A 26,480-nucleotide genomic window follows, 5' to 3' on the forward strand; every position below is an offset into this window, starting at 1 on the left:
GGTGATTCTTCTAATATTCTATTTTACGTTTAAATGGAGGTAGTGAGTCGATTAAGGCTTGTCCGTATCGCTTAGTGACTAGGCGTCGATCAAGAATCGTTACTCTACCAGAATCTCTCTCTTTACGCAGTAAGCGACCTACGCTCTGGATCAGCTTTTTGCTTGCGTCAGGTACAGTTATTTGCATAAACGGGTTCCCACCTTTTTTCTCGATATATTCGGAGTGAGCCTGTTCGACAGGGGAGGTTGGAACACCAAATGGAATTTTTGTTATCACCAAGTTTTCAAGTAATTCGCCAGGTAAATCTAGCCCCTCAGAGAAACTGCCAGTACCAAATAAGATGCTGGTTTTATTTGATTCTATTAGCTTTTTATGTTTTTTTAGAATTTCTTGACGTGAGCTTTCACCTTGAACTTGCAATGCCCAGCCTTTTTTTATGAACTCCGAAGACAGCGCCTTCGCAACTTGGTTCATCTGCCAATAGGATGAGAATAATACTAAGTTGGCTTTCTTGTCTTCCAAGTACTTAGGCAATATCTCAATAAGATATTCAGTAAATTGAGGCGCTGGTGGTTCATATTTCATCGCAGGGATGAGCAATTCTGCCTGGTTTTGGTAATCGAATGGTGACGCAAGCGCTAAAAACTGTGTGCCTGATTCTGGTTTTCCATCAATACCAACCTGATGGCAAAAGTAATGGAAGGAGTTTAATGCACGCATCGTTGCGGAAACTAAAATGGCGCCAATGCACCTGCTCCAAATTTGTTGGTCGAGTTGCCATCCAATTTCAAGCGGAGAAACACTCACAATGAAATCACCCTCGCGATCGGGGTGGGTTTCTAACCAGCGAGCTAAAGGCGCACCTTTTTCACGAGTTGGCTCAGCCATCAAGTGCCAGACTTGCGCTAGGTTTTCTAACCTTTGAATGTAGAAGCCGAGCTCTGCAAGTGCTGGTTCAGCCAATCTTGTCGCAAGCTCCCCATCTTTTACTCTTTCCGCAATAAGGTCGGCAATTTTTGCCACACTTTGATTTGCTTTTTTACTGAACTGCTTTAACTCTTTGGATTGGTTCTCTAGCCATTCTGGTAGTTCACCGTGCTCAAAGCGGTAGATACTCTCTTCAAATTGAGCTGGATCGAACTGTTTAGGCAGTTGAGTCAGTGCTGGTATCAAGTTCTGAACCGCGTCTTGAAGGTCGTTGCGAAATCGAGCTACGCGTTTCTCGTCTGCGAGCGATGAAAACTTGCTAATCGACTGATTTAACTTCTCAAGCCACGCTGCCGCACCTTTTAAGCTCGCAGATGCTGAAGCATGATCGCGGGCGACATGAGGCAAGTGATGTGCCTCGTCAAAGACGTATATCGTGTTTTCTGGCTCAGGTAAGATTACTCCGCCCCCCAAGTCTGCGTCTGCCATGACGAGAGAGTGGTTCGCAATGATGACATCATTCTTATCCAACTCTGAGCGCGCTTTTTGGAATGGGCAGCCGCGATGGCCGGGTAAGCTGTTATTACAACTGTGTTTATCACTAACAATCAGTTGCCATAGCTTATCATCGATGGTTTTAGGCCAAGAATCACGGTCACCATCCCATTTACCTTGCGCAAGAGAGCGATGCATTGTTTCCAACAGCTCTATATCTTTTTGCTTAGGCTTGGTTTCGAACATGGCTAACTGACCACCATCAGCACCACAAGCTGAAGCAAGTTTTTCTGCACAACAATAGCGTTGACGGCCTTTTGCCAAAATAAAAGAAAACTCTCGGTCGGTAATCCGACGAAAAAGAGGGAGGTCTTTATTTATGAGCTGCTCTTGCAGAGCTACGGTCGCCGTTGAGATAACCACTTTTCTATTGTTATGTACAGCCACGGGGATGGCAGCCATTAGATAGGAGAGCGACTTACCAATTCCAGTCCCTGCTTCTGCAACCAGTATTCGGTTAGATTTGTGGTACTGACCGCACAGCGTTTTTGCAATCTCTGCAACAAGGTAGTTTTGTGCTCTTCTAGGTACAAAGTTATCAAGTTGATCTTGCAGGTTTTGATAGCTATTACGAATCGATTTTTGAATGTTACTGGTCAGCATACGGGCCTCAAATGCGTTGGAGGCGAATAGTAGCACACATCACTAGTTGTACAGTAGTTCACAAAACGGAATGCTTTTATGAGGAATGTAGATCTTCTTCACAAAAAAATATTGAACCTTATCTAAATGAAATTAATTTCATTATATGAAAAATATAAAACTCCAAATATGATATTTGTATGGTTTTTATTCTATATATTGTGTTTTTTAGTATTTATTTTGGGTTTAAAATCTCATTGTTAATGGTTTTATAAATTATGAAAAATCAAGAGGATTGATTAGATGTTCGTCGAATAAATAAAGATAAACTTTTCAAGTTATTGTTTTTAAATGTTATTTTTGTTTTTTTACATTGGTATTTAGAAAATTTGACAGCCAGAATAATCTTTTGCACTCTTAGCTCCAGATTTTGAGAAGGCGCTGTATAACGTTTTGTTAACGCTCTATCTCAAACATATAAAAAAAGGGAACCGGACAAGGATATCCCGAACTAAGAAAAGGCAGTGGATTAATTATGAAAAAAACTCTAGTAGCTCTTGCAGTAGCTGGCATCTCTACGTCTGCTCTAGCAGCAGGCAACATCTACGACAACGGTACAACTTCTTTCAACCTTAAAGGTGAGATCGATACTTACGTAAGTACTGTTGAACGTAAAGAAAACGGTAAAACTTCTACTAAGCGTGATGTAGACGTTGACCTTTGGGCTAAAGTCCAAGTCGATGCTGAACACAAACTAAACCAAGACGTTAAGGTATTCGGTTCATTTGAACTAGAAAACGGTGAATTCTTCGATAACGACAACAAACTTACTGGTGAAATTGACGGAGAACACGCACGTGTACGCACAGATGATCTTTACTTCGGTGCTTACTTCGGTGACAACTGGGGTGTAGCTGTTGGCGAAGTTGGTGACTTTGGTGATTCTCTGGACGCAATCACTATCGACAACACTAACGAAGGTCTTGGCTACGTTGATGACTTCGTAAAATCAAAAGAAAGTGCTGGTCACGCTGTTTCTGTTAAAGGTAGTTTCGATAAGCTAACTGTTATCGCTGATGCATACTTAGATCAAGACGAGAAAATCGATACTGCATTCGGTCTATCTGCACAATACGCAATCAACGAAATGTTCACTGTTGGTGCTTCTTACCAAGATCAAGAAAACCGTAACCTTGCTGGTGATGACTACCAAGTAATGGGCGCAGCTGTTCGTTTCAACATGGACAACTTCTCTGCTGCAGTTAACTACGTTGCTGAAGAGCTAAACAAAGCTGACCAAGATACATGGTCTGCAGTAGCAGCTTACCAAATGAACGAAGCTCGCGTTTACACTTCATTCGGTTTCACTGAGTACGAAGGCGACCACGACCAATCTTACTACACGTTTGGTGCTGACTACGCTGTAACTGGTAACGTTCTAACGTTCATCGAATACACTGCAAGCGAAAACGATAACAAAGATGCTTCTATGAAAACTGAAGGCGATATCGTAGTTGCTGGTGTTTACTACACGTTCTAATCGCAGAATTTAAGTAGATATAGTAAAGGTCGCATTTATTGCGGCCTTTTTTATATTAATAGCTTGTATCTCCTTAGGCACCTGAAAGCATTGACCAAGTGAGTACATGAAGATTTTTGAGAATTGAATGCGCTTACCAGTTATCTACAGTCAATGATGTAGAAATGATTGGCTTTTCAGCAATGATTTCCTCAAACTGTGATGAATCGTAAGCGATATTTAACTCTTTTGATGTAATTAATTGAATTTTAAGGTTATTAGGATATGAGACTAAAAGCTTGGACAGTAGCATTTGTGCTTGGGTTGTTTGGTACAACAGCGAACGCAGACACAACAAATAAAGCTGATACTTCAGCAACCCTAACTACCGCTCAAGGCGTTCAAGTGTTATTTGTAAATGGCGTTAGTGCGGATGATTTGAGTGAACCGTTTGGTCTTGTTGATGGCTATAACCAAGTAGTTGTAAAAGTAAACAAAGCGATTGGGCGTGGTGATAAACGTACTCAAGTTTACTCTGCACCATACATTCTTGGCTTTAGTTCTGGCACGGGTGAGCTTTATATTGATGCGCCACCTTTTAGAGAAAAACGTCAGGCAGACAAGCTGTTTGAGCAAGATAAAATGGACTGGAAAGTAAGTTTCAACGATAAGTCTATTGATTACTCGCAATATAAAATGCCAGGTGAGAAAGGCGCGTTCCCATATTCAAACCTTGATGAGCAACTAGCGGAGTACAATGAAGCTCATGGCGTTTTCTTTGCAAACGGCAAGAGAGTCGAATTGTCTGAGCTACAAGCAGCGACGGCTGAAATTGTAACCAGCAAAAGCGCGCAAAGAGTAAAATCACCCGTAACAAAAGCGAAGATTGCCTACCTAGAAATGACAGACGAAGAACGTCAGGCATTCAAGAAGTGGGTTGCTCAACAATAATCGTTATTGGTAACGACAAAAACTAAAAAAGCAGGCGATTGCCTGCTATTATGTTTTTTGAGGTTTAAGCCTAGAGCTTTATTTCTCGCCACTCCCCTGGCTTTAAATCGTCAAGAACAATGCCGCCCATCGAGTAACGAACTAAACGCAGCGTTGGGAAGCCAATGTGCGCAGTCATGCGACGCACCTGGCGATTTCTTCCTTCAATAATGGTAATGGCTAACCAAGTTGTTGGGATATTTGCCCGAAAACGAACAGGAGGGGTTCTATCCCAGACTTGTGGTTCTGGAATCACTTCAACTTCGGCTGGTAGGGTCATGCCATCTTTTAGCTCTACTCCCTTTCTCAATTTTTCAAGATCTTGCTCTTGAGGAGCGCCATCGACTTGAACCCAATAAGTCTTCGGCGATTTTGACTTTGGCTGCGTTAGCTTCGCCTGCAAGATGCCATCGTTAGTGAGTACCATCAAACCTTCGCTGTCTCGGTCCAATCGGCCAGCCGCATAGACATCTTTGATTGGGATATAGTCCGCTAACGTTTTGCGACCATCGCCATCGGTAAATTGACTGAGCGTATCGTAAGGCTTGTTGAATATAATGACTTTACGGTCTTTTGGATCCACTTTTGGCTTTTGGTTTCTTGCTGAGCGAACAGGGCGACGGTTTGTTTGGGTACGAGTCTTTGAGCTATTGCGAGCTCCTGAGTGTTTAAATCGGCCCGTTTGGGATTGATTGCGACCGCGACCTTTTTCATGACCTGTACGAGATGACATGTTAACTACCCTGCAAAAATGTAAATGAACTGTGTTTGAAAGTTTTAAGTTTTCTCATGATCGGATATGATTTGCGCGCCTAAAACTAACAAACGCGCACAGAATGATAGACTAATTCGTGTTATTTGTTTAATTATATCAGTGCACTCATGGATTCAGAGCCCAGAGCTTCAAACTACAACAAAGAGTGCGAACCGCATGTGGCGTTAGTGAGGAGACATGTACTGCTAACGTGCAGCAATGCGTCAATTAAACCAACTCAGACGCTGAGTTGATCAGCCAACAAGTTGATTAAAAAATAGGGAAATTTCATGCCTACAGAAAAACCTACAATTATCTACACCATCACTGATGAAGCGCCGGCGCTAGCAACTTATTCATTACTACCAATCATTCAATCATTCACAGCATCGTCTGGCATCAATGTAGATACTCGTGATATTTCACTAGCAGGTCGAATTATCGCTAACTTCCCAGAGCATCTAAAAGAAGAACAGCGCATTGGCGATGCGTTGACAGAGCTTGGTGAACTAGCTCAAACTCCAGAAGCAAATATCATCAAGCTACCTAACATTTCAGCTTCAGTTCCTCAGCTTAAAGCGGCGATTAAAGAGCTTCAGGCGAAAGGTTACGATTTACCAAACTACCCAGAAGAACCGAGCACGTACGAAGAGAAAGCGATTAAAGCGGCTTACGACAAAATCAAAGGTAGTGCGGTTAACCCAGTACTTCGTGAAGGTAACTCAGACCGTCGTGCTCCAACTTCGGTTAAGAACTACGCGAAGAAAAATCCACATTCAATGGGTGCGTGGTCATCAGAGTCTAAGTCTCATGTCGCGAGCATGTCAGATAACGACTTCTTTGGGAGCGAAAAGTCGACAACCATCTCTGGCGCAACAGAGGTCAAAATCGAGTTCGTCGGTAATGACGGTACAGTTAAAGAGCTTAAGCCGGCTTTCCCATTACTAGATAAAGAAGTCATTGACACTTCAGTGATGAAGAAGAAGGCGCTGGTTGAATTTTTCGAGAAAGAGATTGCTGAAGCGAAAGCACAAGACGTGCTGCTGTCTCTTCATATGAAAGCGACAATGATGAAAGTTTCTGACCCTGTCATTTTCGGCCATGCAGTAAAAGTTTACTACAAAGACGTTTTCGATAAGTACGGCAAGCTGTTTGAAGAGCTAGGCGTTGATGTAAACAATGGCATCGGTGATGTTTACTCAAAAATTGAGTCTTTACCTGAAGCGCAAAAAGCAGAAATTGAAGCGGCCATTCAAGCGGTTTACCAAACTCAACCAGAACTTGCGATGGTTGACTCTGATCGTGGTATCACAAACTTACATGTACCAAGCGACATTATTGTAGATGCTTCTATGCCAGCAATGCTTCGCTCTTCTGGTCAAATGTGGGGACCAGATGGTAAACAAAAAGACACCAAAGCGATGATACCAGATCGTAGCTACGCAGGTATTTACCAAGCGGTGATTGATTTCTGTAAAGAGCACGGCGCATTTGACCCGACCACTATGGGTAGCGTGCCTAACGTTGGCTTAATGGCTCAAAAGGCAGAAGAATATGGTTCTCACGACAAGACGTTCATTCTAGATGCAGCGGGTACCGTTCGCGTTGTTGATACTGCGGGTAACGTATTGTTAGAGCAAGCGGTTGAAGAAGGCGATATCTTCCGTATGTGTCAGGTGAAGGACGCACCAATCCAAGATTGGGTTAAACTAGCAGTGACTCGCGCACGTGCAACAGGTGTTCCAGCCGTATTCTGGCTAGACGAAAACCGTGCGCACGATGCTGAACTCATTAAGAAAGTAAATACCTACTTACCAGAGCACGATACTGACGGTCTAGAGATTAAGATCCTATCTCCTGTTGATGCTTGTAAGTACTCGCTAGAGCGTATGAAAGCGGGTTTGGATACTATCTCTGTAACGGGTAACGTTCTTCGTGACTACCTAACAGACCTGTTCCCAATTCTAGAGTTAGGCACGTCAGCTAAGATGCTATCTATCGTTCCATTGATGAATGGCGGTGGTCTATTTGAAACAGGTGCTGGTGGTTCTGCTCCTAAGCATGTTCAACAAGTAGAAAAAGAGAATCACCTTCGTTGGGATTCTTTAGGTGAGTTCTTAGCACTAGCTGCATCCCTGGAACATCTAAGTGTGGTGGCAAACAACCCGAAAGCACAAGTTTTGGCGGATACGCTAGACAAAGCGACTGGTGAGTTTTTAGATACCAACAAGTCTCCATCACGTAAAGTGGGCGAATTAGATAATCGCGGTAGTCATTTCTACCTCGCACTTTACTGGGCGAAAGCACTTGCCGAGCAAACAGACGATGCTGATCTCGCTGCTGAGTTTGCACCGATTGCGAAAGCGTTGTCAGAGCATGAAGAAAAAATCGTCGCTGAGCTAAACAACGCACAGGGTGTGAAAGGAGAGCTGGGCGGTTACTACCTGCTAGACGATGCATTGGTTTCTAAGTTGATGCGCCCAAGCGAAACTTTTAACGCGATCATTAACAAGTAAAATAGATGAAAAGAGCACGTCGTTTTCGACGTGTTTCTTATTTTATCAATACTTTGTATGTGGTCTATCTGCATTTCATAAGCTACAAATAGTAAGAAACCCGCTATCTTGGCGGGTTTATTTTTCTCTTCGGAACATCAAAATGATGTTTCGAGAGCAATATTTTTATTTTTCGACAGCGCTCTAATTATTTGGCTTGACCTTCAAGAGGCACGACGCTACTCGCGTGACAGCCTTTGGGACCTTTTTCAATCTCGTATGAGACTTGTTGGCCTGCTTTCAGTGTACGATAACCGTCCATCTGGATAGTTGAGTAGTGGGCAAAGATATCTCCCTCTTCTTCATCTGAACAAATAAACCCAAATCCTTTGGCATTGTTAAACCACTTTACTGTACCTGTAGCCATGCTTTTACATCCCTCATGCATTTTTTACTGAGTTGTTACAACAACCAAGTTATACCTTTAACCTGGTACTACTATTGTCAGCGAACGCTAACAAACATCTAGTCAATGAGACATCACATTCACCAAGCTGCTTAAAAACAAATGGATTCAAAATGACGATTTATGCATCAACACTTTCCACTGTAGTCAATGAATCCCGACAGTCAATAGCATTAAGCAACAAACAGAAACATAATTGAAAACAAATCACTTTTGAGATTAACAAATTTGCAAACAGTTTTTCGTATATACGCGGAAGTTTGGTCAATTAGCCTGCAAAGTAGCATTCACTGGAAAAACCATACTGTTCGTGTTGCTTATGATAGACGAATCCTCTAACTGAATAAAAAATGAAGTTTTCGTGATAATTACCCCATTCTCAGTTAGGAAGTGTGATCTCGGTAGAAGACTGAGAGATGTTTTGCAATAGCTCGGAGGGGGTAAAAAGAAAGTTATTTTATAAGTAAAAATGTGTAACTTATCGACAAGCATCTTTTATTTGCGCCCCCTCAAGACCTGCATTAGTCTCTATATTAGGTAGCAACTTTTATCGATCAAAGATCGAATTCGGTGCCATATCTCACTACACCGCGCTGCACGCTTGTGGTAGATTGTTTTTATAGGTCGAAAACATCAACCCTTTGATACGATATCTTTGAATTGCCATGAGTAAAAATTTTGAATGGGTCACTCCGGACTCTGATCTTCTGGAGCGAGAAAGTACGAAAGTTCAGCCACCTAAGCTGTACAATGTTGTACTAAATAATGATGACTATACACCTATGGATTTCGTCATAGAGGTACTTGAGCGATTCTTTTCACATGACATTGATAAAGCGACTCAGATCATGCTCAAGATTCACTATGAAGGAAAGGCAATCTGTGGCACATACAGTGCAGAAATTGCCGAAACAAAAGTAGCGCAAGTTACGATGTACGCAAGGGAAAATGAACATCCGCTACTTTGCACTATGGAGCAAGCGTAAACAAAGAAGACTTGCTCGAACAACCCAAGTTGTTTTTTCGGGAGGTACTTATGCTAAATAAAGAACTAGAGTCAAGCCTTAACGGTGCATTTGCTCGGGCGCGAGATAAACGCCACGAGTTTATGACTGTCGAACACCTCCTACTTGCATTATTGGAAAATGATGCAGCTAAGGAAGCCCTTTTAGCTTGTAAAGCGGATCTTGACGCTTTACGTAACGAACTCGATATATTCATCGATCAAACTACGCCTCTTATCCCAGACAGTGATGAGACGCGTGAAACCCAGCCGACTTTGAGTTTTCAACGTGTGCTACAACGCGCCGTCTTTCATGTACAGTCGTCTGGCCGCAACGAAGTAACAGGTGCAAACGTGCTTGTGGCGATCTTCAGTGAGCAAGAGTCGCATGCCGCCTACCTACTGAAGAAAAACGACATCTCCCGATTAGATATTGTTAACTTTATCTCCCATGGTATTACTAAAGCGTCAGGTGCAAGCGAAGACCCATCATCAGATTCGTTCAGTTCAGAGAGTGTCGAAGAGCCGAATTCTGAAGAACGTTTGGAAAGCTTTGCGACTAACCTTAATCAGGTCGCTAAAGATGGCAATATCGATCCACTGATTGGTCGCGATAAAGAGCTAGAGCGCACTATTCAAGTACTTTGCCGCCGCCGCAAGAATAACCCATTATTAGTGGGTGAAGCCGGGGTAGGTAAAACAGCCATCGCAGAAGGTCTTGCTTGGCGAATTGTAGAAGGGCAGGTCCCGGAAGTTATTCAAAACAGCGTGATTTACTCATTGGATATTGGTTCTCTATTGGCTGGTACTAAGTACCGTGGTGATTTTGAAAAACGCTTCAAGGCGATTTTGAAACAGCTTGAAAAAGAAGAAGATGCAATTTTGTTCATCGATGAGATACACACAATCATCGGTGCGGGTGCGGCTTCTGGTGGTCAAGTTGATGCCGCAAACCTTATCAAACCTCTACTAAGTAGCGGTAAGTTGCGTTGTATCGGCTCGACTACATACCAAGAATACAGCAACATTTTCGAGAAAGAGCGTGCGTTGTCCCGTCGCTTCCAAAAGATTGACGTTGTAGAACCTTCTCTGGATGACACAACTAAAATCTTGATGGGCTTGAAGCCGAAGTACGAAGCACATCATGAAGTACGTTACACCAATAAAGCACTGCGTGCCGCGGTAGAACTTTCGGCGAAATACATCAATGAACGTCATTTACCAGATAAAGCCATTGATGTCATTGATGAAGCTGGCGCTCGCAGTCGTCTTGCTCCTGCAAGCCGCCGTAAGAAAACGGTTGGTGTTGCCGATATCGAAGCGATGGTTGCCAAGATGGCACGAATCCCAGAGAAGTCGGTTTCTTCTTCAGATAAAGACATCTTGAAGAACCTAGATAGCAAGATGAAGATGTTGGTATTTGGTCAAGATAATGCGATTGATGCATTATCCGAAGCGATCAAGCTGACACGTGCAGGTTTGGGCGTGGATAACAAACCAGTTGGTTCATTCTTGTTTGCTGGCCCTACTGGGGTGGGTAAAACAGAGGTGACGGTGCAGCTATCTAAGCTTCTAGGGATCGAGCTACTTCGTTTTGATATGTCGGAATATGGTGAGCGTCACTCCGTGAGTCGCTTAATTGGTGCGCCTCCTGGTTATGTCGGTTACGACCAAGGTGGTTTGCTGACAGACGCTGTTATCAAGCACCCACATTCAGTAGTATTGCTTGATGAGATTGAGAAAGCGCATCCAGATATCTTTAATTTGCTATTGCAAGTGATGGATAATGGTACGCTAACGGACAACAACGGTCGTAAAGCAGACTTCCGTAATGTCATCCTCGTTATGACAACCAACGCGGGTGTGGCTGAAACTGAGAAGAAATCAATTGGTTTGATTCAGCAAGACAACAGTCACGATGTGATGGCGGAAATTAAGAAGGTGTTCACTCCTGAGTTCCGTAACCGTCTTGATAACATCATCTGGTTTAACAGCCTTGATGAAAGCGTTATCCATCAAGTTGTTGATAAGTTTATTGTTGAACTGCAGGTGCAACTTGATGCTCGTGGCGTATCAATGGAGGTATCGCAAGATGCACGCCATTGGTTAGCGAATAAAGGTTATGATAAGGCGATGGGTGCTCGCCCAATGGGACGTGTTATCCAAGAGCAACTTAAGAAACCTTTGGCTAATGAATTGTTGTTTGGCTCTCTAGTCGACGGCGGCACTGTGAAAGTAACGCTAGTAAACGACACACTTAAATTTGAATATTTGAGTGAGAAAGAGGCTGCGATGCATTAATTGCTCCGTAGGGAAGTAAAAGCGCACGATTTTATCGTGCGCTTTTTGTTTGTCTGAACCTACTCGGAAATAAAAATCATGCAATAAAAAACGGAGCAAACTGCTCCGTTTTTTATTGCATCCGAAAATCAGAGATTAACGAGCGCGGAAGACGATGCGGCCTTTTGACAGGTCGTATGGAGTCATCTCTACAGTTACTTTGTCACCCGTTAGGATACGGATGTAGTTCTTACGCATCTTGCCAGAGATGTGAGCAGTCACAACGTGACCGTTTTCAAGTTCAACACGGAACATAGTGTTTGGTAGAGTGTCAAGGACCGTGCCTTGCATCTCGATTACGTCTTCTTTAGCCATTTAATCCTCTTTAGAAATTAGGCAATATTAGCGGGCTATATTCTGCCGCTAAATAGTAATTATGTAAAGTTGAGGCGTATTCTACCCTCGCCAACGCTGATTTACTAGCCTTTGGTGGCGTTGAAAGCGTGTTTTGTAGTTCATTGCTGGACACTCATCAATCTGATAACCCAAATAAAGCCACTGTTGTTTGTTTTCTTGGCAGTATTTTATTTGATAGAGCACTGCCAAAGTGCCAAGAGATAACGGGTAGTCAGGGTCAAAAAAAGTATAAAACGCACTCGAACATTGAGTCATTACATCCGTTACCGCAATGGCGAGTAATTGATTTGACTCATCGTAAATATGTAAAAATGAAGTGGTCAACCAGCTGGTTTGGGCAAACCGAGAAAACTCATCACGCTTTGGTGGGTACATAGTGCCGTTTTTATGCCGTTTGCAGATGTACCGACTGTAAAGCTCAAACCATTCCTCATCCATTTCAGGTTTCATTTCCCAGCGTAAAAACTGTGCTTTACTGAGCAGCCTCTTCTGGCTTTTTGATAGCGTCACGTCCGGAATCGAGACTCGAATTGGCTGACAAGCATTACAATGCTCACAGTGCGGTTTATATATGGTATCTCCGCTACGACGAAAGCCGTTGGCCATCAGCAGTTGATAGTTTTCTTTAGTATGCAGCCCTGCATCAAGTGCCACCGCCACACGCTCTTGCCGTTCAGGCAAGTAACTGCAAGGGTGATTATTCGTTAATCCAATTCGAATATGTTGTATATCCGTACTCATACTGAATCCTGCAAAACTTGGGGCTTATAGGTATCAAATAGTGTTTGTTTTTCTCTTAAAGATAGTAGTTTTTGCATAAACTCGTTACGCTCTAGTTCAAATGCGCCAAGTGATGCCAAGTGCGAGTTCATAACCTGACAATCGATTAATTGACCTTGCTTTGACGCCAAATGGTTGCATAAGTACCACAATGCAATTTTAGATGCGTTATCTTTTAGGCTAAACATCGACTCTCCGCAAAAAAGTTGACCAACGCAGATGCCATATAGTCCCCCAATGAGCTCGTTGTCATGCCATACTTCTACAGAGTGACAGTGACCAAGTTTAGCTAACTCAATATAAGACGCTTGCATGTCCTCGTTGAGCCAAGTTTCCTCTGCAGGACGTGTTGATGAACATAGTCTAATCACTTCTTCTGTCGCGAAATTGAGCGTTACTTTATAGTTATGTTTACGCTGAAATTTTTTGAGACTTTTAGACGGTTTAAACGCTAAGGGATCAAAAACAGCGCGTGGGGAAGGGCTCCACCATAGAATAGGTTCTCCAGGACCATACCAAGGGAAAATGCCTTGATAGTAACCATTGAGGATTCTCATGGGATCTAAGTCACCGCCAAAAGCAAGCAAACCATTGGGATCGCTGAGTGCTTTATACGGTGAGGGAAAGTTGAACGTATCATCGAGTTCAGTTAAATAAATAGCCATAAGAAGTCGTTACCAACATTAGAGTCAGAGGAGTTTATGATGACCTGGTCAAGAAATATTGTGAAAGTATGGCTTTGGATCATACTGTTTTTCCCACTTGCCGCCAACGCAGCATATGAAAGAAATGTTGCCAAGCCGGTAAATGAAGTGGTGTATGGGAAGATTGACTCTGTCCGTTATATTACTCAGCAAGAGGTCGTTCAATCGAAAAATAATGGTTGGAAAACGCTACTTGGTGCCACAATAGGCGGTTTAGTCGGCAATCAATTTGGTGGCGGTACGGGAAGAGAAGTTGCGACGGCAGTGGGTGCACTTGCAGGTGCAGCGGTTGCACAAAATCAAAGTAATTACCAATACACGGTTGAATATAAGTTAGTTGAGCTACTCATTAAAGTGAAGGGCGACAAGCTGATTAATGTTATCCAAGATGTTGATAAAAATATGCTATTTAGTCGAGGGGATGAAGTTCGTATCTTATATTTTGATGATGGAGTCAGGGTTGATATCGCTTATTAATCCTACGTTATTTTAACCTAAGGTAGCCTAACCAGGCATGCACAGTAGGGCAGGCTTATCGTCAAATAAAATCGAAATAGCTTGCTGTTTCGTCGCGCCTCTTTCGCTCTTATTTACATCGCTGGCAATGCCTTTAATTCTGCATCTTTAGGCTACTTGAGTATATTCATAAATTAGCGCCGATTTGCTCTGGTTTTGTCGTGTTTTTTTGGGTAGTCTGAATTCACGAAGAATTGTTTAGCTCTCATAAAAAATCGTATGTTGAGGGCACAAAGGATTATCAACTTTTAATGGAAAGCCTAACGTTACAACCTATCAATAAAATTCAAGGGGAAGTGAATCTTCCTGGCTCTAAAAGCGTTTCTAATCGAGCTCTTTTACTTGCTGCTCTTGCTAAAGGCAGAACTCGCCTTACTAATCTCCTCGACAGTGATGATATCCGTCATATGCTGAATGCGCTGACTAAACTCGGCGTTCAATACCAACTTTCCGAAGATAAAACAGAATGTCTCGTTGAAGGCCTTGGGCGTCCGTTTTCTGTCTCAGAGCCGGTAGAATTATTTCTCGGTAATGCTGGCACTGCGATGCGACCATTAGCTGCGGCTCTTTGTCTTGGAGAAGGGGAGTATGTACTGACGGGCGAACCTCGTATGAAAGAGCGTCCAATTGGTCACCTTGTCACGGCACTGAAAGATGCTGGTGCGAACGTTGAGTACATGGAAAACGAGAACTTTCCGCCTCTCAAAATAGTCGGTACTGGCCTAAAAGCAGGTACAGTTTCTATCGATGGATCTATTTCGAGTCAGTTCTTGACCGCTTTCTTAATGTCTGCGCCATTGGCTGAAGGTGAAATTCGCATCAACATCGAAGGCGAGTTGGTTTCTAAGCCTTATATCGATATCACCCTGCATATCATGAAGCAGTTTGGGGTCGATGTGATCAACAACGACTATCAAGAGTTTGTGATTCCTGCCGGTCAGCAATACATCGCTCCAGGTGATTTCTTGGTTGAAGGTGACGCGTCTTCTGCTTCTTACTTCTTGGCGGCGGCAGCCATCAAAGGCGGAGAAGTTAAAGTGACGGGTATCGGTAAAAACAGCATTCAAGGTGATATTCAATTTGCTGATGCGCTTGAAAAAATGGGTGCAGAAATTGAATGGGGTGATGACTACGTAATTTCACGTGTTGGTCAATTAAAAGGCATTGATATGGATTACAACCATATCCCTGATGCTGCAATGACCATCGCGACAACAGCGTTATTTGCCGAAGGCACTACCGCTATTCGTAACGTTTATAACTGGCGTGTAAAAGAAACAGACCGTTTGTCAGCTATGGCGACTGAGTTACGTAAAGTTGGTGCGGAAGTGGAAGAAGGGGAAGACTACATCATCGTCAAACCTGTCTCTCAGTTAAAGCATGCAGCGATTGATACTTACGATGATCATCGTATGGCGATGTGTTTTTCGCTGATGGCACTTAGTGATACGCCTGTGACGATTAACGATCCAAAGTGTACGTCGAAAACGTTCCCTGACTACTTCGACAAACTTAAGGCTTTGAGCTGCTAAATATTCTGACCTGAAACAGGAAAGCCAGAGTGAATAACACTCTGGCTTTTTTGTTTCCCAATACTATTTAACCAGCGTAAATTCCTTAGAAAGGTGATGCGCTAAGTATTTGAACATATTGAATACTGCAGTCGTATTTGAAGTTGGTAAACCTTTGTCATCAAGGAAGTATTCACCTTTAAAAACTAAAACACCTTCTTTTTCTTCTACACTTGTTGCTCGCATTCCCTCGATGTAATCATCGTGCTCTTGGATGATTTGGTTAGCGATCAAAAGAAGGTCGAACTCTTCGATAAACGTTCTATCAGACATATTCTTTCTACCATCCTATTCAGTTAAGAACGCTGAGTATACCTACAACTAAAATGGGTTTGCATGATTAATTCAGTCAATCGTTCAGTAAGACTAAACAGATCAATTTTTAGAGTATAAGCATGATGCGGAGGAAGATGGCAGAGCATTGAACCAAACTATTTTGTGATGGGTAACAAAATTTATTGCATTGGATTAGCGGATGCTAAGTTTGCCTGTTTAGATATGCCGCTCAATACCTTTCAGAACCCTGTCTCTTTGAAGTATAAAGACGATGAATTGTCAACCAATCGGATCTGAATTTCAAAAAAGCAGTTGATCTTCTTTTCATCTCGCACAATAGTAAAAAAAGAAGCAATGAAATAGAACATTATGCGGGTGGCCTTTAAACAAGGTTTCTACCCGCATTATTATGAAGGACGTTAGAGTCAGTTATGGGTAAATCACTCGTTATAGTGGAGTCACCAGCCAAGGCAAAGACGATAAATAAGTACCTTGGTAAAGACTTTATTGTTAAGTCTAGTGTTGGTCATGTGCGTGATCTGCCTACGGCCGGTCAAAGCACTGGTGAGAAAAAAGCCGCAGCCATCTCAACTAAAGGGATGAGTCCGGAAGAGAAAGCGCGCGTTAAAAAAGAGAAAGACCGCAAAGCGTTGATCAAAAAAATGGGGATTAACCCATATCATGACTGGGAAGCGAATTACCAAATCCTTCCAGGCAAAGAAAAAGTTGTCAACGAACTACAAAAACTCGCCAAAGACGCAGATTGCGTTTATCTCGCAACCGACTTGGACCGCGAAGGGGAAGCAATCGCATGGCACCTTCGTGAGATCATCGGTGGTGATGAAGAGCGATACAAACGTGTAGTTTTTAACGAAATCACGAAAAACGCGATCCAACAAGCTTTCCAGACACCTGGTGAGCTGAACATGGATGGTGTAAATGCCCAACAAGCACGTCGCTTCATGGACCGTGTCGTTGGTTTTATGGTTTCACCTTTACTTTGGAAAAAAGTGGCTCGTGGTTTATCTGCTGGTCGCGTGCAGTCTGTTGCGGTGAAACTGTTAGTTGAGCGTGAGCGTGAGATTAACGCGTTTGTACCAGAAGAATTCTGGGACATTCATGCGAATACGAAAACGAAAGACAAAGCGGACTTTAAACTGCTTGTTGCTCAGAAAGACGGTTCTGCGTTTAAGCCAGTTAATGAGGCAGAAACCAAAGCAGCGATGTCTGTACTTGAGAATGCAAGTTACGAAGTATGTAAGCGTGAAGACCGCCCTACAAAGAGCAAGCCTTCAGCACCTTACATCACCTCTACGCTTCAACAGGCAGCGAGTACACGCCTGGGCTACGGCGTGAAAAAGACCATGATGCTAGCTCAGCGCCTCTATGAGGCCGGTTACATCACTTATATGCGTACTGACTCGACTAACCTAAGTGCCGAGGCTGTGGATGCTGTACGTGACTTTATTGGTTCTGAGTTTGGTGATAAGTACCTGCCAGCGAAACCATTGACGTACGGTAGCAAAGAAGGGGCACAGGAAGCGCACGAAGCGATCCGTCCTTCAAATGTGGGTGTTAAGGCGGAAGACCTGCAAGGTGTCGATGCTGATGCGCACAAACTTTATGCTTTGATTTGGAATCAGTTTGTAGCGTGTCAAATGACGCCAGCAGAATACGATTCAACAACCATCAGCGTAAAAGCGGCAGAATACACGCTTAAAGCGAAAGGTCGTATCCTTAAATTTGACGGCTGGACTCGTGTACAGCGTCCAATGGGCAAAAACGAGGATACAATCCTTCCTGCGGTACAACTTGGCGATAAGCTAAGCTTAGAGTCACTTGACCCTAAACAGCACTTTACAAAGCCACCTGCGCGCTACACTGAAGCAGCACTGGTTAAAGAGCTGGAGAAACGAGGCATTGGTCGTCCGTCGACTTACGCATCGATCATTTCTACGATTCAAGATCGTGGCTATGTGAAAGTTGATCAGCGCCGTTTCTACGCTGAAAAAATGGGTGAAATTGTTACTGACCGCCTTGATGACAGCTTTAACGATTTGATGAACTACGACTTTACTGCGCGTATGGAACAGAAATTGGACCAAATCGCTGAAGGTGAAGTGAACTGGAAAGCTGTGTTAGACAACTTCTTTGCTGATTTTACTGGCGATCTTGAAAAAGCGGAGCTAGATGAGTCAGAAGGCGGTATGAAGTTAAATCACATCGTCATGACGGATATCGAGTGTCCGACGTGTAGCCGTCCAATGGGCATCCGTACTGCTTCGACAGGTGTGTTCTTAGGCTGTTCAGGTTACGCGTTACCACCAAAAGAGCGTTGTAAGACAACCATCAACTTGGGTGACGAAGAAGGTATTATTAACGTTCTAGAAGAAGACGTTGAAACCGCAGCTCTTCGTGCTAAAAAGCGTTGTCCGATCTGTGAAACAGCGATGGACGCATACCTGATTGATGACAAGCGTAAGATGCATGTTTGTGGTAATAACCCGAACTGTGAAGGCTACCTTGTTGAATACGGCGAGTTCAAAGTAAAAGGCTACGATGGTCCAGTTGTTGAGTGTGACAAATGTGGCTCTGATATGGTGCTTAAGAACGGTCGCTTTGGTAAATACATGGATTGTACGAGCGAAACGTGTAAGAACACTCGTAAGATTCTTAAGAATGGCGAAGTCGCGCCACCAAAAGAAGATCCTGTTCATTTCCCCGAGTTGCCATGTGAAAACTCAGATGCGTATTTCGTACTTCGTGATGGTGCTTCAGGTCTATTTATGGCGGCAAGCAACTTCCCGAAATCGCGCGAGACACGTGCTCCTTTGGTTGCTGAACTGGCACGTTTTGAAGAGCGTTTACCTGAGAAGTTCAAATACCTAGCGACCGCACCGCAAGAAGATCCTGATGGTCGTCCTGCAGTCGTACGCTTTAGTCGCAAAACAAAAGAGAACTACGTTCGTTCGGAAGAGAATGGCAAACCATCTGGTTGGACAGCGCTCTTTGTTGACGGTAAGTGGGAAGTCACTGATAAGCGTAAAAAAGCGAAAGCATAAAAACGTACGATCTAAGTAATGTAAAAAGGCAGCGATATCGCTGCCTTTTTTGCGTTTTGTTTTTGCGTAAAGGCCACTGTGTTGTTCGTATAGATCTTTGCTGCTTTGACTGAGTTTTGCTGACGCGAGAAGATCCCAGTATCAATATTTCGTAGTCGCTGATGTATTTTTTATGTAAAAAATATTCGTTGTAACTTTCATTTTGCATTCACATATTTGTTATACATTGGGCTAAAAAATCGGCGGTGTAGTGAATCCGTTCGTAAATTGTTTTCACAATGTAATCGTTTGCTTTTCCATGTGTGATCTAGATATCGTCTTGAGTACGCAAGAGCTATATGGTACACAGAATGGCGTATTAAAAATTGTAATTTAGAACCCGCTTAGATAATTTATTACAAAAATTAGTGCAACTGTGTGCATTGTTTGCGTCAAAAAATAAGGAAAGAGTGGACGTTGCATACTGGAAGTGCCGTAGCTTTTTTATCCGTGTTGTAAGAGTTCACAGAAACTCAGAGACGGTTGCTAAATGTATTCGCTTGACTCCCCGAGTATGACTCATTCAAGCGAGTACCAAATCCAAGCTATAACGATATGGAGAACAACAAATGGCTGGTGTTTTGGGAATGATTCTTGCTGGCGGTGAAGGCTCTCGTTTGAGACCTTTAACGGAATCTCGCAGTAAACCTTCGGTACCGTTTGGTGGTAGTTATCGATTGATCGATTTTGCTCTAAACAATTTTGTTAATGCGGATCTGATGCGCATTTACGTCCTAACCCAATTTAAATCTCAATCTTTATTCCATCACTTAAAAAAGGGGTGGAACATCAACGGCATTACAGACCGCTTTATCGATCCTATTCCCGCTCAAATGCGTACTGGTAAACGTTGGTACGAAGGGACGGCGGACGCGATCTATCAAAACCTGCGTTTTATGGAATTAGAGGAACCAGAGCAAGTTTGTATTTTTGGCTCTGACCATATCTATAAGATGGATATCAAACAAATGCTGAACTTCCACTCAGAAAAGAAGGCTTCTCTGACGGTATCTGCATTGCGCATGCCACTAAAAGAGGCGTCGCAATTTGGGGTTATCGAAGTCGATAGTGAAGGTCGTATGATTGGCTTTGAAGAAAAACCAGCAAATCCGAAGTCGATTCCTGGTGACCCTGATTACGCTTTAGTTTCAATGGGTAACTATGTTTTTGAAGCTCAGGTACTGTTCTCAGAGTTGGTCGAAGATGCGGATAATGAAGCTTCATCACATGATTTTGGAAAGGACATCATTCCAAAGATGTTCCCTAGAGGTGATGTGTTCGTGTATGACTTCAGTACCAACAAAATCAGTGGCGAAAAAGAAGAGGTGTACTGGCGTGATGTCGGAACTATTGATGCGTACTGGCAAGCGCATATGGATCTGCTAGAAAAAGATGCTCCATTTTCGCTGTACAACCGTAAATGGCCATTGCACACCTACTACCCACCATTGCCACCTGCGACATTTACCGACTCTGATAATGGTCGTGTGCAGATAATAGATAGTTTAGTGTGTAATGGCAGCTATGTTAGAGGCTCAAGAATCGAAAAGTCGGTGCTTGGTTTTCGCAGTAATATTGCTTCTGCTTGCGATATCAGCGAATGTATACTTCTTGGTGACGTAAAAATTGGCGAAGGCTGTGTTTTACGTCGTGTGATTGTCGACAAGGATGCCGATATTGCTCCTGGTACTCAGATTGGTGTGAATCTTCAAGAAGATAAAAAACACTTCCACGTGTCTGAGGAGGGCATTGTTGTTATTCCGAAAGGAGCTCGAGTTGGCTACTAACAACTTATCTATTCTGTTTGTAGCTTCTGAGGTTGAAGGCCTCATTAAAAGTGGTGGCTTGGCAGATGTTGCCAAGGCACTACCGGAAGCCCTTCAAAACCTACTGCAGGACGTAAGAATTACCATCCCTGCGTACAGCAGTATTGATAAACTCGCAGACGCAGAAGTTGTATTAGAAACAGAATTAACATCATGGCCGCATACGGAGTATCGAGTTTTGCGGCTCATGTTAGGTCAAAATCCTGTTTACCTGATTGATTGTCCGCCGTATTTCAATCGACCATCAATGTATGCGGAGAACAACCAAGCGTATACTGATAACGGCGAGCGCTTTGCGTTTTTTAGTGCAGCATGTCTCGATATGTTACCCAAGCTCGCCTTTCAACCTAATATCATACACGCGAACGATTGGCACACGGGGCTTGTTCCATTTTTGCTCAAGCACAGGTATGGCAATGATCCATTTTTTGCTCATACTAAAAGCGTCATTTCAATTCACAATGCGGTCTTTAAAGGCGTATTTAGTTATGAAGACGTGCAGTGTTTGCCAGAGTTTCATTGTAGAAACGTTCCCGATGCTGCGGTGAGTGCAACGCATATTACGATGCTTAAAGCTGGCGTAATGAATGCAGATAAGATAAACGCGGTTAGCCCTACGTACGCAGAGGAACTAAAAACAGAGCTTGGCAGTCACGGCATGGCTTGGGAGTTTCAGCAACGTGCGCAGGACTTAGTCGGCATCTTGAATGGTTGTGATTACAGCGCTTGGAATCCGGAAACGGATACCTACTTGCCAGTTAATTACTGCGCCGACCAGCAAAGTATGTCGCAAGGGAAGAAAGCTTGTAAAAAAGCATTACAACAACGACTAAATTTGCCCGAAAAAAATGTAGCTATGTTCGGTATGGTTTGTCGGTTGACCCAGCAGAAAGGCGTTCATTACTTGTTGCCTGCTTTGGCCGATTTTTTGAAGCACGATATTCAGCTAGTTGTCGTTGGGACCGGAGACCCTGTTCTTGCCGCTCAGCTACGAGAGGTTGCCGCGCAGTTTTCTAGCAAATTTGCCTTTGTAGAAGCGTATGACAATGAACTTGCGCATATCGTTGAAGCTGGTTCTGATTTCTTCTTGATGCCTTCTGAGTTTGAACCATGTGGCTTAAACCAAATCTATAGTATGGCTTATGGGACATTACCGATAGTACGCGGTGTTGGTGGCTTAAAGGACAGCGTTAGCGATTATGATGTAAACCCATCTGAAGCAACGGGGTTTGTTTTTTTCGAACCGACACCGCAGGCATTGTTGTTAACGATGCTAAGAGCACTGTTGCTCTACGCTCAAAACGAGCCTGAAGTGAATAAAGTACAGTTGCACGCGATGCAACAAGACTTTTGTTGGCAAAAGGCCGCAGAATCTTATTTGCAGCTTTACCACTCAGCGTTAGTTTGACTTAAAATTGTAACGAAAGGCACCGAATGAGGTGCCTTTATTATCTTGAGTAAGGGGAGTGTGGTAGGATGGCTTTTTACTCAATAGCACGATCTTTTTGATACTGAATATGACCCAGCCGCTACTTTTTCATAAAACCTATTTGCACCCTACTAGTCATGAGTGGGTTGTATTTGTGCACGGTGCTGGTGGTAGCTCTTCTATTTGGTTCAAGCAAATTAAGGCTTACAAGCAACACTTTAACTTATTGCTGATCGATTTAAGAGGTCATGGAAAGTCAAATCAGTTACTTAAAGAGCTCATTGCTAGCCGTTATACCTTTACGGAAGTTACCCAAGATATTTTGAAAGTATTGGACCATTTAAAGATCCAATCCGCTCATTTTGTCGGTATGTCGCTTGGTACCATTATTGTTCGAAACCTTGCTGAATTGTCATCAGAGCGCGTACGTTCGATGGTGCTCGGCGGTGCTGTCACAAGGCTTAACACTCGTTCTCAGATATTAGTGAAATTAGGTAATTTTTGTAAGCATATCCTACCGTACATGTGGCTCTACAAACTGTTCGCTTATATTGTTATGCCTCAAAGAAGCCAACGAGAATCTCGCCACCTTTTTATTCGCGAAGCCAAGAAGCTTTGCCAAAAAGAATTTAAACGTTGGTTTATTCTTGCTGCTGATGTAAATCCGTTAATGAAATATTTTAAAGATCGAGAGTTACCTATTCCGACTCTTTACTTAATGGGCGACAGGGATTACATGTTTATTAAACCTGTCAAAGAAATGGTTGCAGCACATAAGCTCAGCATTCTACGAGAAATCCCGAATTGTGGTCATGTATGCAATGTAGAGCGTCCAGAAGACTTCAATCAACACTCCATCGAGTTTATTAAACAGCAAGCTGTATGTGCTTAAAACTGAGTGCATCCACTGAATAGGAGAGCCGCTATAGCTCTCCTAGTTGATATCCACATTGCCAACATGCACCAAATTGCCCTTCGTTTATTTCATGACATTTTGGGCATTGCCAATCTTGATACTCATGCCTATCGGATTGTTTTCGATATGCTTTTACTATTTCTTCAGCTTTCATCTTTTGTGCAGTGTCAAAAAGCCACACATAAGGATCGGTATCATCACCAAACGGCAGTTCTCCTTTTAAGCCGAAAATACCTTCTCCGCGAACTTCACAGTAAATTTGTTCCACTTTAAGCAGCTCACATACAATGTGTGCTTCTGCTGGGTTTTTAGCGATAAATATTTTCATCAAAATACCCACTTCACCAATTACGAGTTTTGCTGACTTGGTGTCGGCCTTACTTTATTCATAACCCATTTAGTGATGATTGGAAATAGTCCCAATAGCGCAAAAGACGCTAATACTGCGGGTGAAACAATGCCCGATAGGCTTTCAATTGTTGCTAATTGAGTACCTGCATTCAGATATACGGCTGTGCCTGGCAGCATACCTATTTGGCTAGTGAGATAAAATCGACCTACAGACATCGGTGTTAAGCCCATCAGTAAGTTGATTAGAAAGAAAGGGAATACAGGGATTAGACGCAAGGAAAATAGATAAAAAGCTCCGTCTTTTTCGACACCTTGATTAATTGCGTTGAGTTTATTTCCGAATTTGTTTTGTACCCAGTCACGCAATAAGTATCGGCTGCTCAAGAAGGCCAGTGTTGCCCCCATAGTGCTAGCGAAAGAAACCAGTAGCAAGCTTGTCCAAAAACCAAATAAGGCTGCACCAAGTAAGGTGACTACTGCCGCTCCTGGGATAGAAAAAGCGGTAATTGCAATGTAGGTAAAAAAGTAAATCGCAGCCGAGAATGCAAAATTCTGATCGATGTATGTAGTTAGTGCTTCTTGTTGGGCTTTTGCATTCTCTAAGGTTAAATACTGGCCAAAGTTAATACCTAAAAAGACGATAGCCGCTAGTAGGATGAGACCTAAAATCAGTTTCTTATTCATAATTTTGATTCCAATTTGGGATATATGTAATAAGACAGTAGGAAAACCGAAAAAATTTCACAAAAAAACCGCAGATTAGACTGCGGTTTTACAAGATAGTTTTTAGGCCGACTTTTATTGGAGGCCGTTCATCAACTCATCTCGGCGAGCTTGAGGTACCACACTCCAATGAGTGCCGTTGATAGCACCTTCTAGTGCCCATAGCAACTCAATGTTGACGGTTGCAGAGTGCGTATCTCTTATCGCTTTATAGGCGTTAAGCGCACCTTCCTCTTCAAGCTTCTCTACGGATTCGATGCCGGCTTTTTTTAGCATGCGCTCGGTAGCCAGTCGTAAGTTAGGCAAATCTTTCAAACGGTTAGGCTTTGTACTTGCTTGCTGTTCTTTCTCAAGCTTTGCCTTTTTCAATGATTGATTCGCTACTTCGATTAAGCGTTCGCTTGATTCCCATAAATCGCTGGAAATAGCGTAGTACTTTGTAACGACTGGGAAGCCACGTTTTTTATAAACGTAAGGCTTTAGCCCTTGTTTCTCGAAGTCAGATGAAGTTTTTTGGTCTGCTCTGATATGAAGCTGATTGTTTACCACTAGTGCAAACATTGTTTCATCAGCGAATAGTCCGAAGCCACCAAACATTGAGCGCGACTTGATATTACCAAGTGCCTCAAATAGCTTCATAGAGTCTTTGAGTATCGGTTTATCCATGTTTTGTTATCTCGGTGTAATTAATATTACGCCACCAAAAGTCAGGTCCGAGAGAGTAGCAAACATGCGTAAAAACAATGTCATTACAGAGTAAAGTCATTGCTTACACACTTGCCATCGGTAACCCCGCTACCTTCCATATCGTAATATGGTTCAGGCCGGAGGCTTTGCGTCCCACTCTTTCGAATGGTTTGCCCTGTGCGTGACACAATGAGCATACTTCTTATATTGAATTAACATCACGGTTTAGCGTTAAAAGTGTGATTTCGGTTCAATAAAAATGATAGATTGAATGCTCTATTTTGCATATGGAAAGGTGCAAATTGGCCTTTGAAAAGGAGTTCTTAATATATATTACATTTATATAAAACAGGGAGTTAACGTTAGTCAATTGTTATTAGAGCGGTGTGAAGTATTAGAGAATGCTTAATTTTCCCAAAAAAATAAGCGCCCCTGTAGAGCGCTTATTTAACATGGTTAAATACAGTGAAATTTAGTTCATTTTTTTCACAGTATTTCGAATTACAAGCTCAGGTTGCATTTCGAAAATTCGTTTTTCGTGTTCTTTATCTTTGATACGCTCAAGTAGAATTTCGAATGCATTTTTACCAACACGACGTTTAGGTTGGTGGATAGTCGTTAGCGGTGGAGAGAAGTATTCTGCAAGCTCGATGTTGTCGTAGCCGATCACTGAAATATCTTCAGGAATTTTGATCCTGTTTTGTTGCAAGCGGCTCATTAGGCCTAGAGCCATTGTGTCGTTAAAACAGAATACCGCCGTCGGGCGCTTGTCCATTGCGGTAATTTTATCTGCAACTAATACGGCCGTATCACATTCAAAGTTACCTTCAAGGATCCAGTCTTCATTTACAGCTAGGTTCGCTTCGCTCATTGCGCGACGGAAACCTGCAATGCGCTCTTGGCAAGCAAGCTTTTCAAAATGACCGCTTAGACAAGCGATATCCGTATGACCATTATCAATCAGATGTTTGGTTGCAATGTAGCCACCTTCTTCTGAGTTATCCATGATCTTGTCTGCTTGTGAGCTCTCTGGGCCCCAATCCATGACCACTTTAGGAATGTCCGCATGACGGTCAAGCATCTCTTTTAGTTCTTCGGTTAAGTCAGAACACATCACTAGGATGCCATCAACGCGCTTTTCAGCCAGCATACGAATGTAATCGCGTTGTTTTTCGTAAATCCCGCCTGTGTTACATAAAATCAGAGTATAGCCTTGGCGGTAACAGTAGCTCTCAACGCCATCAATCACTTCTGAGAAAAATAGGTTAGTTGATTGAGTTACTAACATGCCAATCGTACGAGTTGAGTTGCATTTTAGGCTGCGTGCAACGGCACTTGGCGCGTAATTCAGCTCGTCAACGGCTTTCATTACTTTTTCTTGCGTTGCTTCTGCAACGAAACGCGTTTTATTGATAACGTGCGAAACTGTCGTAGTGGAAACGCCGGCTAAGCGAGCAACGTCTTTTATCGTGGCCATAAATGGTGTCCTGTATCGAGCTACTGAAATATGTCGTATTGGATGTACCTGATGCTCTAATGGTTTTACACCTAGCAATCTAAAATTGGCGCTAAGTGTCTCGGCAGCGGTTGATCCAAGTGCGACAAAAGGGT

General features: G+C 42.9%; 22 protein-coding genes and 1 riboswitch. Of the genes, 11 read left to right on the forward strand and 11 right to left on the reverse strand.

The window, feature by feature from the left end; translation table 11 throughout:
- Nucleotides 1-10: 10 nt before the first annotated feature.
- Entirely contained in the window at nt 11-2,086 is a 2,076-nt protein-coding gene (gene dinG / locus R7Q39_RS02875) for an ATP-dependent DNA helicase DinG (RefSeq protein WP_124008674.1), read from the reverse strand.
- 514 nt (nt 2,087-2,600) lie between these two features.
- Here dinG and R7Q39_RS02880 point away from each other — a divergent pair.
- Entirely contained in the window at nt 2,601-3,605 is a 1,005-nt protein-coding gene (locus R7Q39_RS02880; protein ID WP_005390692.1) for a porin, read from the forward strand.
- Between the two features lie 264 nt (nt 3,606-3,869).
- Entirely contained in the window at nt 3,870-4,535 is a 666-nt protein-coding gene (locus tag R7Q39_RS02885) for a DUF2057 domain-containing protein (protein WP_318075760.1), read from the forward strand.
- Between the two features lie 70 nt (nt 4,536-4,605).
- Here the strand turns inward: R7Q39_RS02885 and R7Q39_RS02890 are convergent, their stop codons facing one another.
- Nucleotides 4,606-5,307, reverse strand: coding sequence for a pseudouridine synthase (locus R7Q39_RS02890; protein ID WP_318075761.1), 702 nt, complete (start codon nt 5,305-5,307; stop codon nt 4,606-4,608).
- A 311-nt stretch (nt 5,308-5,618) separates the two neighbouring features.
- On the opposite strand from R7Q39_RS02890, the gene R7Q39_RS02895 reads away from it, so the two are divergent.
- Nucleotides 5,619-7,844 (forward strand): NADP-dependent isocitrate dehydrogenase, encoded by a 2,226-nt coding sequence (locus R7Q39_RS02895; RefSeq protein ID WP_053807162.1) that lies wholly within the window; start codon nt 5,619-5,621, stop codon nt 7,842-7,844.
- Between the two features lie 187 nt (nt 7,845-8,031).
- On the opposite strand, the gene cspD is transcribed toward R7Q39_RS02895, so the two are convergent.
- Nucleotides 8,032-8,250, reverse strand: coding sequence for a cold shock domain-containing protein CspD (cspD, locus tag R7Q39_RS02900; protein ID WP_005378407.1), 219 nt, complete (start codon nt 8,248-8,250; stop codon nt 8,032-8,034).
- A gap of 704 nt (nt 8,251-8,954) precedes the next feature.
- Here cspD and clpS point away from each other — a divergent pair.
- A complete protein-coding gene (gene clpS / locus R7Q39_RS02905) occupies nt 8,955-9,275 on the forward strand; it encodes an ATP-dependent Clp protease adapter ClpS (RefSeq protein WP_031780157.1) in 321 nt (106 codons plus the stop codon).
- 50 nt (nt 9,276-9,325) lie between these two features.
- Nucleotides 9,326-11,593: an ATP-dependent Clp protease ATP-binding subunit ClpA gene (gene clpA / locus R7Q39_RS02910; protein ID WP_318075762.1), complete on the forward strand. Its 2,268-nt coding sequence runs from the start codon at nt 9,326-9,328 to the stop codon at nt 11,591-11,593.
- Nucleotides 11,594-11,728: 135 nt separating this feature from the next.
- Here the strand turns inward: clpA and infA are convergent, their stop codons facing one another.
- From infA to aat, 3 genes are all read right to left on the reverse strand, one after another.
- Nucleotides 11,729-11,947 carry a translation initiation factor IF-1 gene (gene infA / locus R7Q39_RS02915; protein WP_001040192.1) on the reverse strand — a complete coding sequence of 73 codons (219 nt, stop codon included), beginning with the start codon at nt 11,945-11,947 and terminating at the stop codon, nt 11,729-11,731.
- Nucleotides 11,948-12,028: 81 nt separating this feature from the next.
- Nucleotides 12,029-12,730, reverse strand: coding sequence for an arginyltransferase (locus tag R7Q39_RS02920; RefSeq protein ID WP_134646945.1), 702 nt, complete (start codon nt 12,728-12,730; stop codon nt 12,029-12,031).
- Nucleotides 12,727-13,434 carry a leucyl/phenylalanyl-tRNA--protein transferase gene (gene aat / locus R7Q39_RS02925; protein ID WP_005390703.1) on the reverse strand — a complete coding sequence of 236 codons (708 nt, stop codon included), beginning with the start codon at nt 13,432-13,434 and terminating at the stop codon, nt 12,727-12,729. Before aat ends, R7Q39_RS02920 begins: the two co-directional genes overlap by 4 nt.
- A gap of 39 nt (nt 13,435-13,473) precedes the next feature.
- Here aat and R7Q39_RS02930 point away from each other — a divergent pair, with 39 nt between their 5' ends.
- Nucleotides 13,474-13,950: a glycine zipper 2TM domain-containing protein gene (locus tag R7Q39_RS02930; RefSeq protein ID WP_005390705.1), complete on the forward strand. Its 477-nt coding sequence runs from the start codon at nt 13,474-13,476 to the stop codon at nt 13,948-13,950.
- A gap of 290 nt (nt 13,951-14,240) precedes the next feature.
- Nucleotides 14,241-15,521, forward strand: a complete 1,281-nt coding sequence (gene aroA / locus R7Q39_RS02935) for a 3-phosphoshikimate 1-carboxyvinyltransferase (RefSeq protein ID WP_318075763.1) — start codon at nt 14,241-14,243, stop codon at nt 15,519-15,521.
- A 63-nt stretch (nt 15,522-15,584) separates the two neighbouring features.
- On the opposite strand, the gene R7Q39_RS02940 is transcribed toward aroA, so the two are convergent.
- Nucleotides 15,585-15,833, reverse strand: a complete 249-nt coding sequence (locus tag R7Q39_RS02940; protein ID WP_005387884.1) for a YciN family protein — start codon at nt 15,831-15,833, stop codon at nt 15,585-15,587.
- Between the two features lie 434 nt (nt 15,834-16,267).
- Here R7Q39_RS02940 and topA point away from each other — a divergent pair, with 434 nt between their 5' ends.
- The 4 genes from topA (at nt 16,268) to R7Q39_RS02960 (ending at nt 23,084) form a co-directional block, all read left to right on the forward strand.
- Nucleotides 16,268-18,898 carry a type I DNA topoisomerase gene (topA, locus tag R7Q39_RS02945; RefSeq protein ID WP_005378351.1) on the forward strand — a complete coding sequence of 877 codons (2,631 nt, stop codon included), beginning with the start codon at nt 16,268-16,270 and terminating at the stop codon, nt 18,896-18,898.
- Nucleotides 18,899-19,506: 608 nt separating this feature from the next.
- Nucleotides 19,507-20,724, forward strand: coding sequence for a glucose-1-phosphate adenylyltransferase (gene glgC, locus R7Q39_RS02950; RefSeq protein ID WP_005378352.1), 1,218 nt, complete (start codon nt 19,507-19,509; stop codon nt 20,722-20,724).
- A complete protein-coding gene (gene glgA / locus R7Q39_RS02955) occupies nt 20,714-22,171 on the forward strand; it encodes a glycogen synthase GlgA (protein ID WP_318075764.1) in 1,458 nt (485 codons plus the stop codon). Before glgC ends, glgA begins: the two co-directional genes overlap by 11 nt.
- Nucleotides 22,172-22,280: 109 nt before the next feature.
- Nucleotides 22,281-23,084, forward strand: a complete 804-nt coding sequence (locus R7Q39_RS02960) for an alpha/beta fold hydrolase (RefSeq protein WP_005387891.1) — start codon at nt 22,281-22,283, stop codon at nt 23,082-23,084.
- 31 nt (nt 23,085-23,115) lie between these two features.
- Here R7Q39_RS02960 and R7Q39_RS02965 read toward each other — a convergent pair whose 3' ends face one another.
- From R7Q39_RS02965 to purR, 4 genes are all read right to left on the reverse strand, one after another.
- Complete coding sequence (locus tag R7Q39_RS02965) at nt 23,116-23,436, reverse strand: DUF2007 domain-containing protein (protein ID WP_017820033.1); 321 nt, start codon at nt 23,434-23,436, stop codon at nt 23,116-23,118.
- Between the two features lie 20 nt (nt 23,437-23,456).
- On the reverse strand, nt 23,457-24,143 hold the full coding sequence (locus R7Q39_RS02970) for a TVP38/TMEM64 family protein (protein ID WP_318075765.1): 687 nt from the start codon (nt 24,141-24,143) through the stop codon (nt 23,457-23,459).
- 114 nt (nt 24,144-24,257) lie between these two features.
- Nucleotides 24,258-24,848 (reverse strand): TfoX/Sxy family DNA transformation protein, encoded by a 591-nt coding sequence (locus tag R7Q39_RS02975; RefSeq protein WP_005378367.1) that lies wholly within the window; start codon nt 24,846-24,848, stop codon nt 24,258-24,260.
- A 116-nt stretch (nt 24,849-24,964) separates the two neighbouring features.
- Nucleotides 24,965-25,054, reverse strand: a riboswitch (cyclic di-GMP riboswitch).
- 287 nt (nt 25,055-25,341) lie between these two features.
- Nucleotides 25,342-26,346, reverse strand: a complete 1,005-nt coding sequence (purR, locus tag R7Q39_RS02980) for an HTH-type transcriptional repressor PurR (RefSeq protein WP_318075766.1) — start codon at nt 26,344-26,346, stop codon at nt 25,342-25,344.
- Between the last annotated feature and the right edge of the window lie 134 nt (nt 26,347-26,480).

The sequence above is a fragment of the Vibrio sp. 947 genome (assembly GCF_033339115.1).
Taxonomy (GTDB): Bacteria; Pseudomonadota; Gammaproteobacteria; order Enterobacterales; family Vibrionaceae; genus Vibrio; species Vibrio alginolyticus.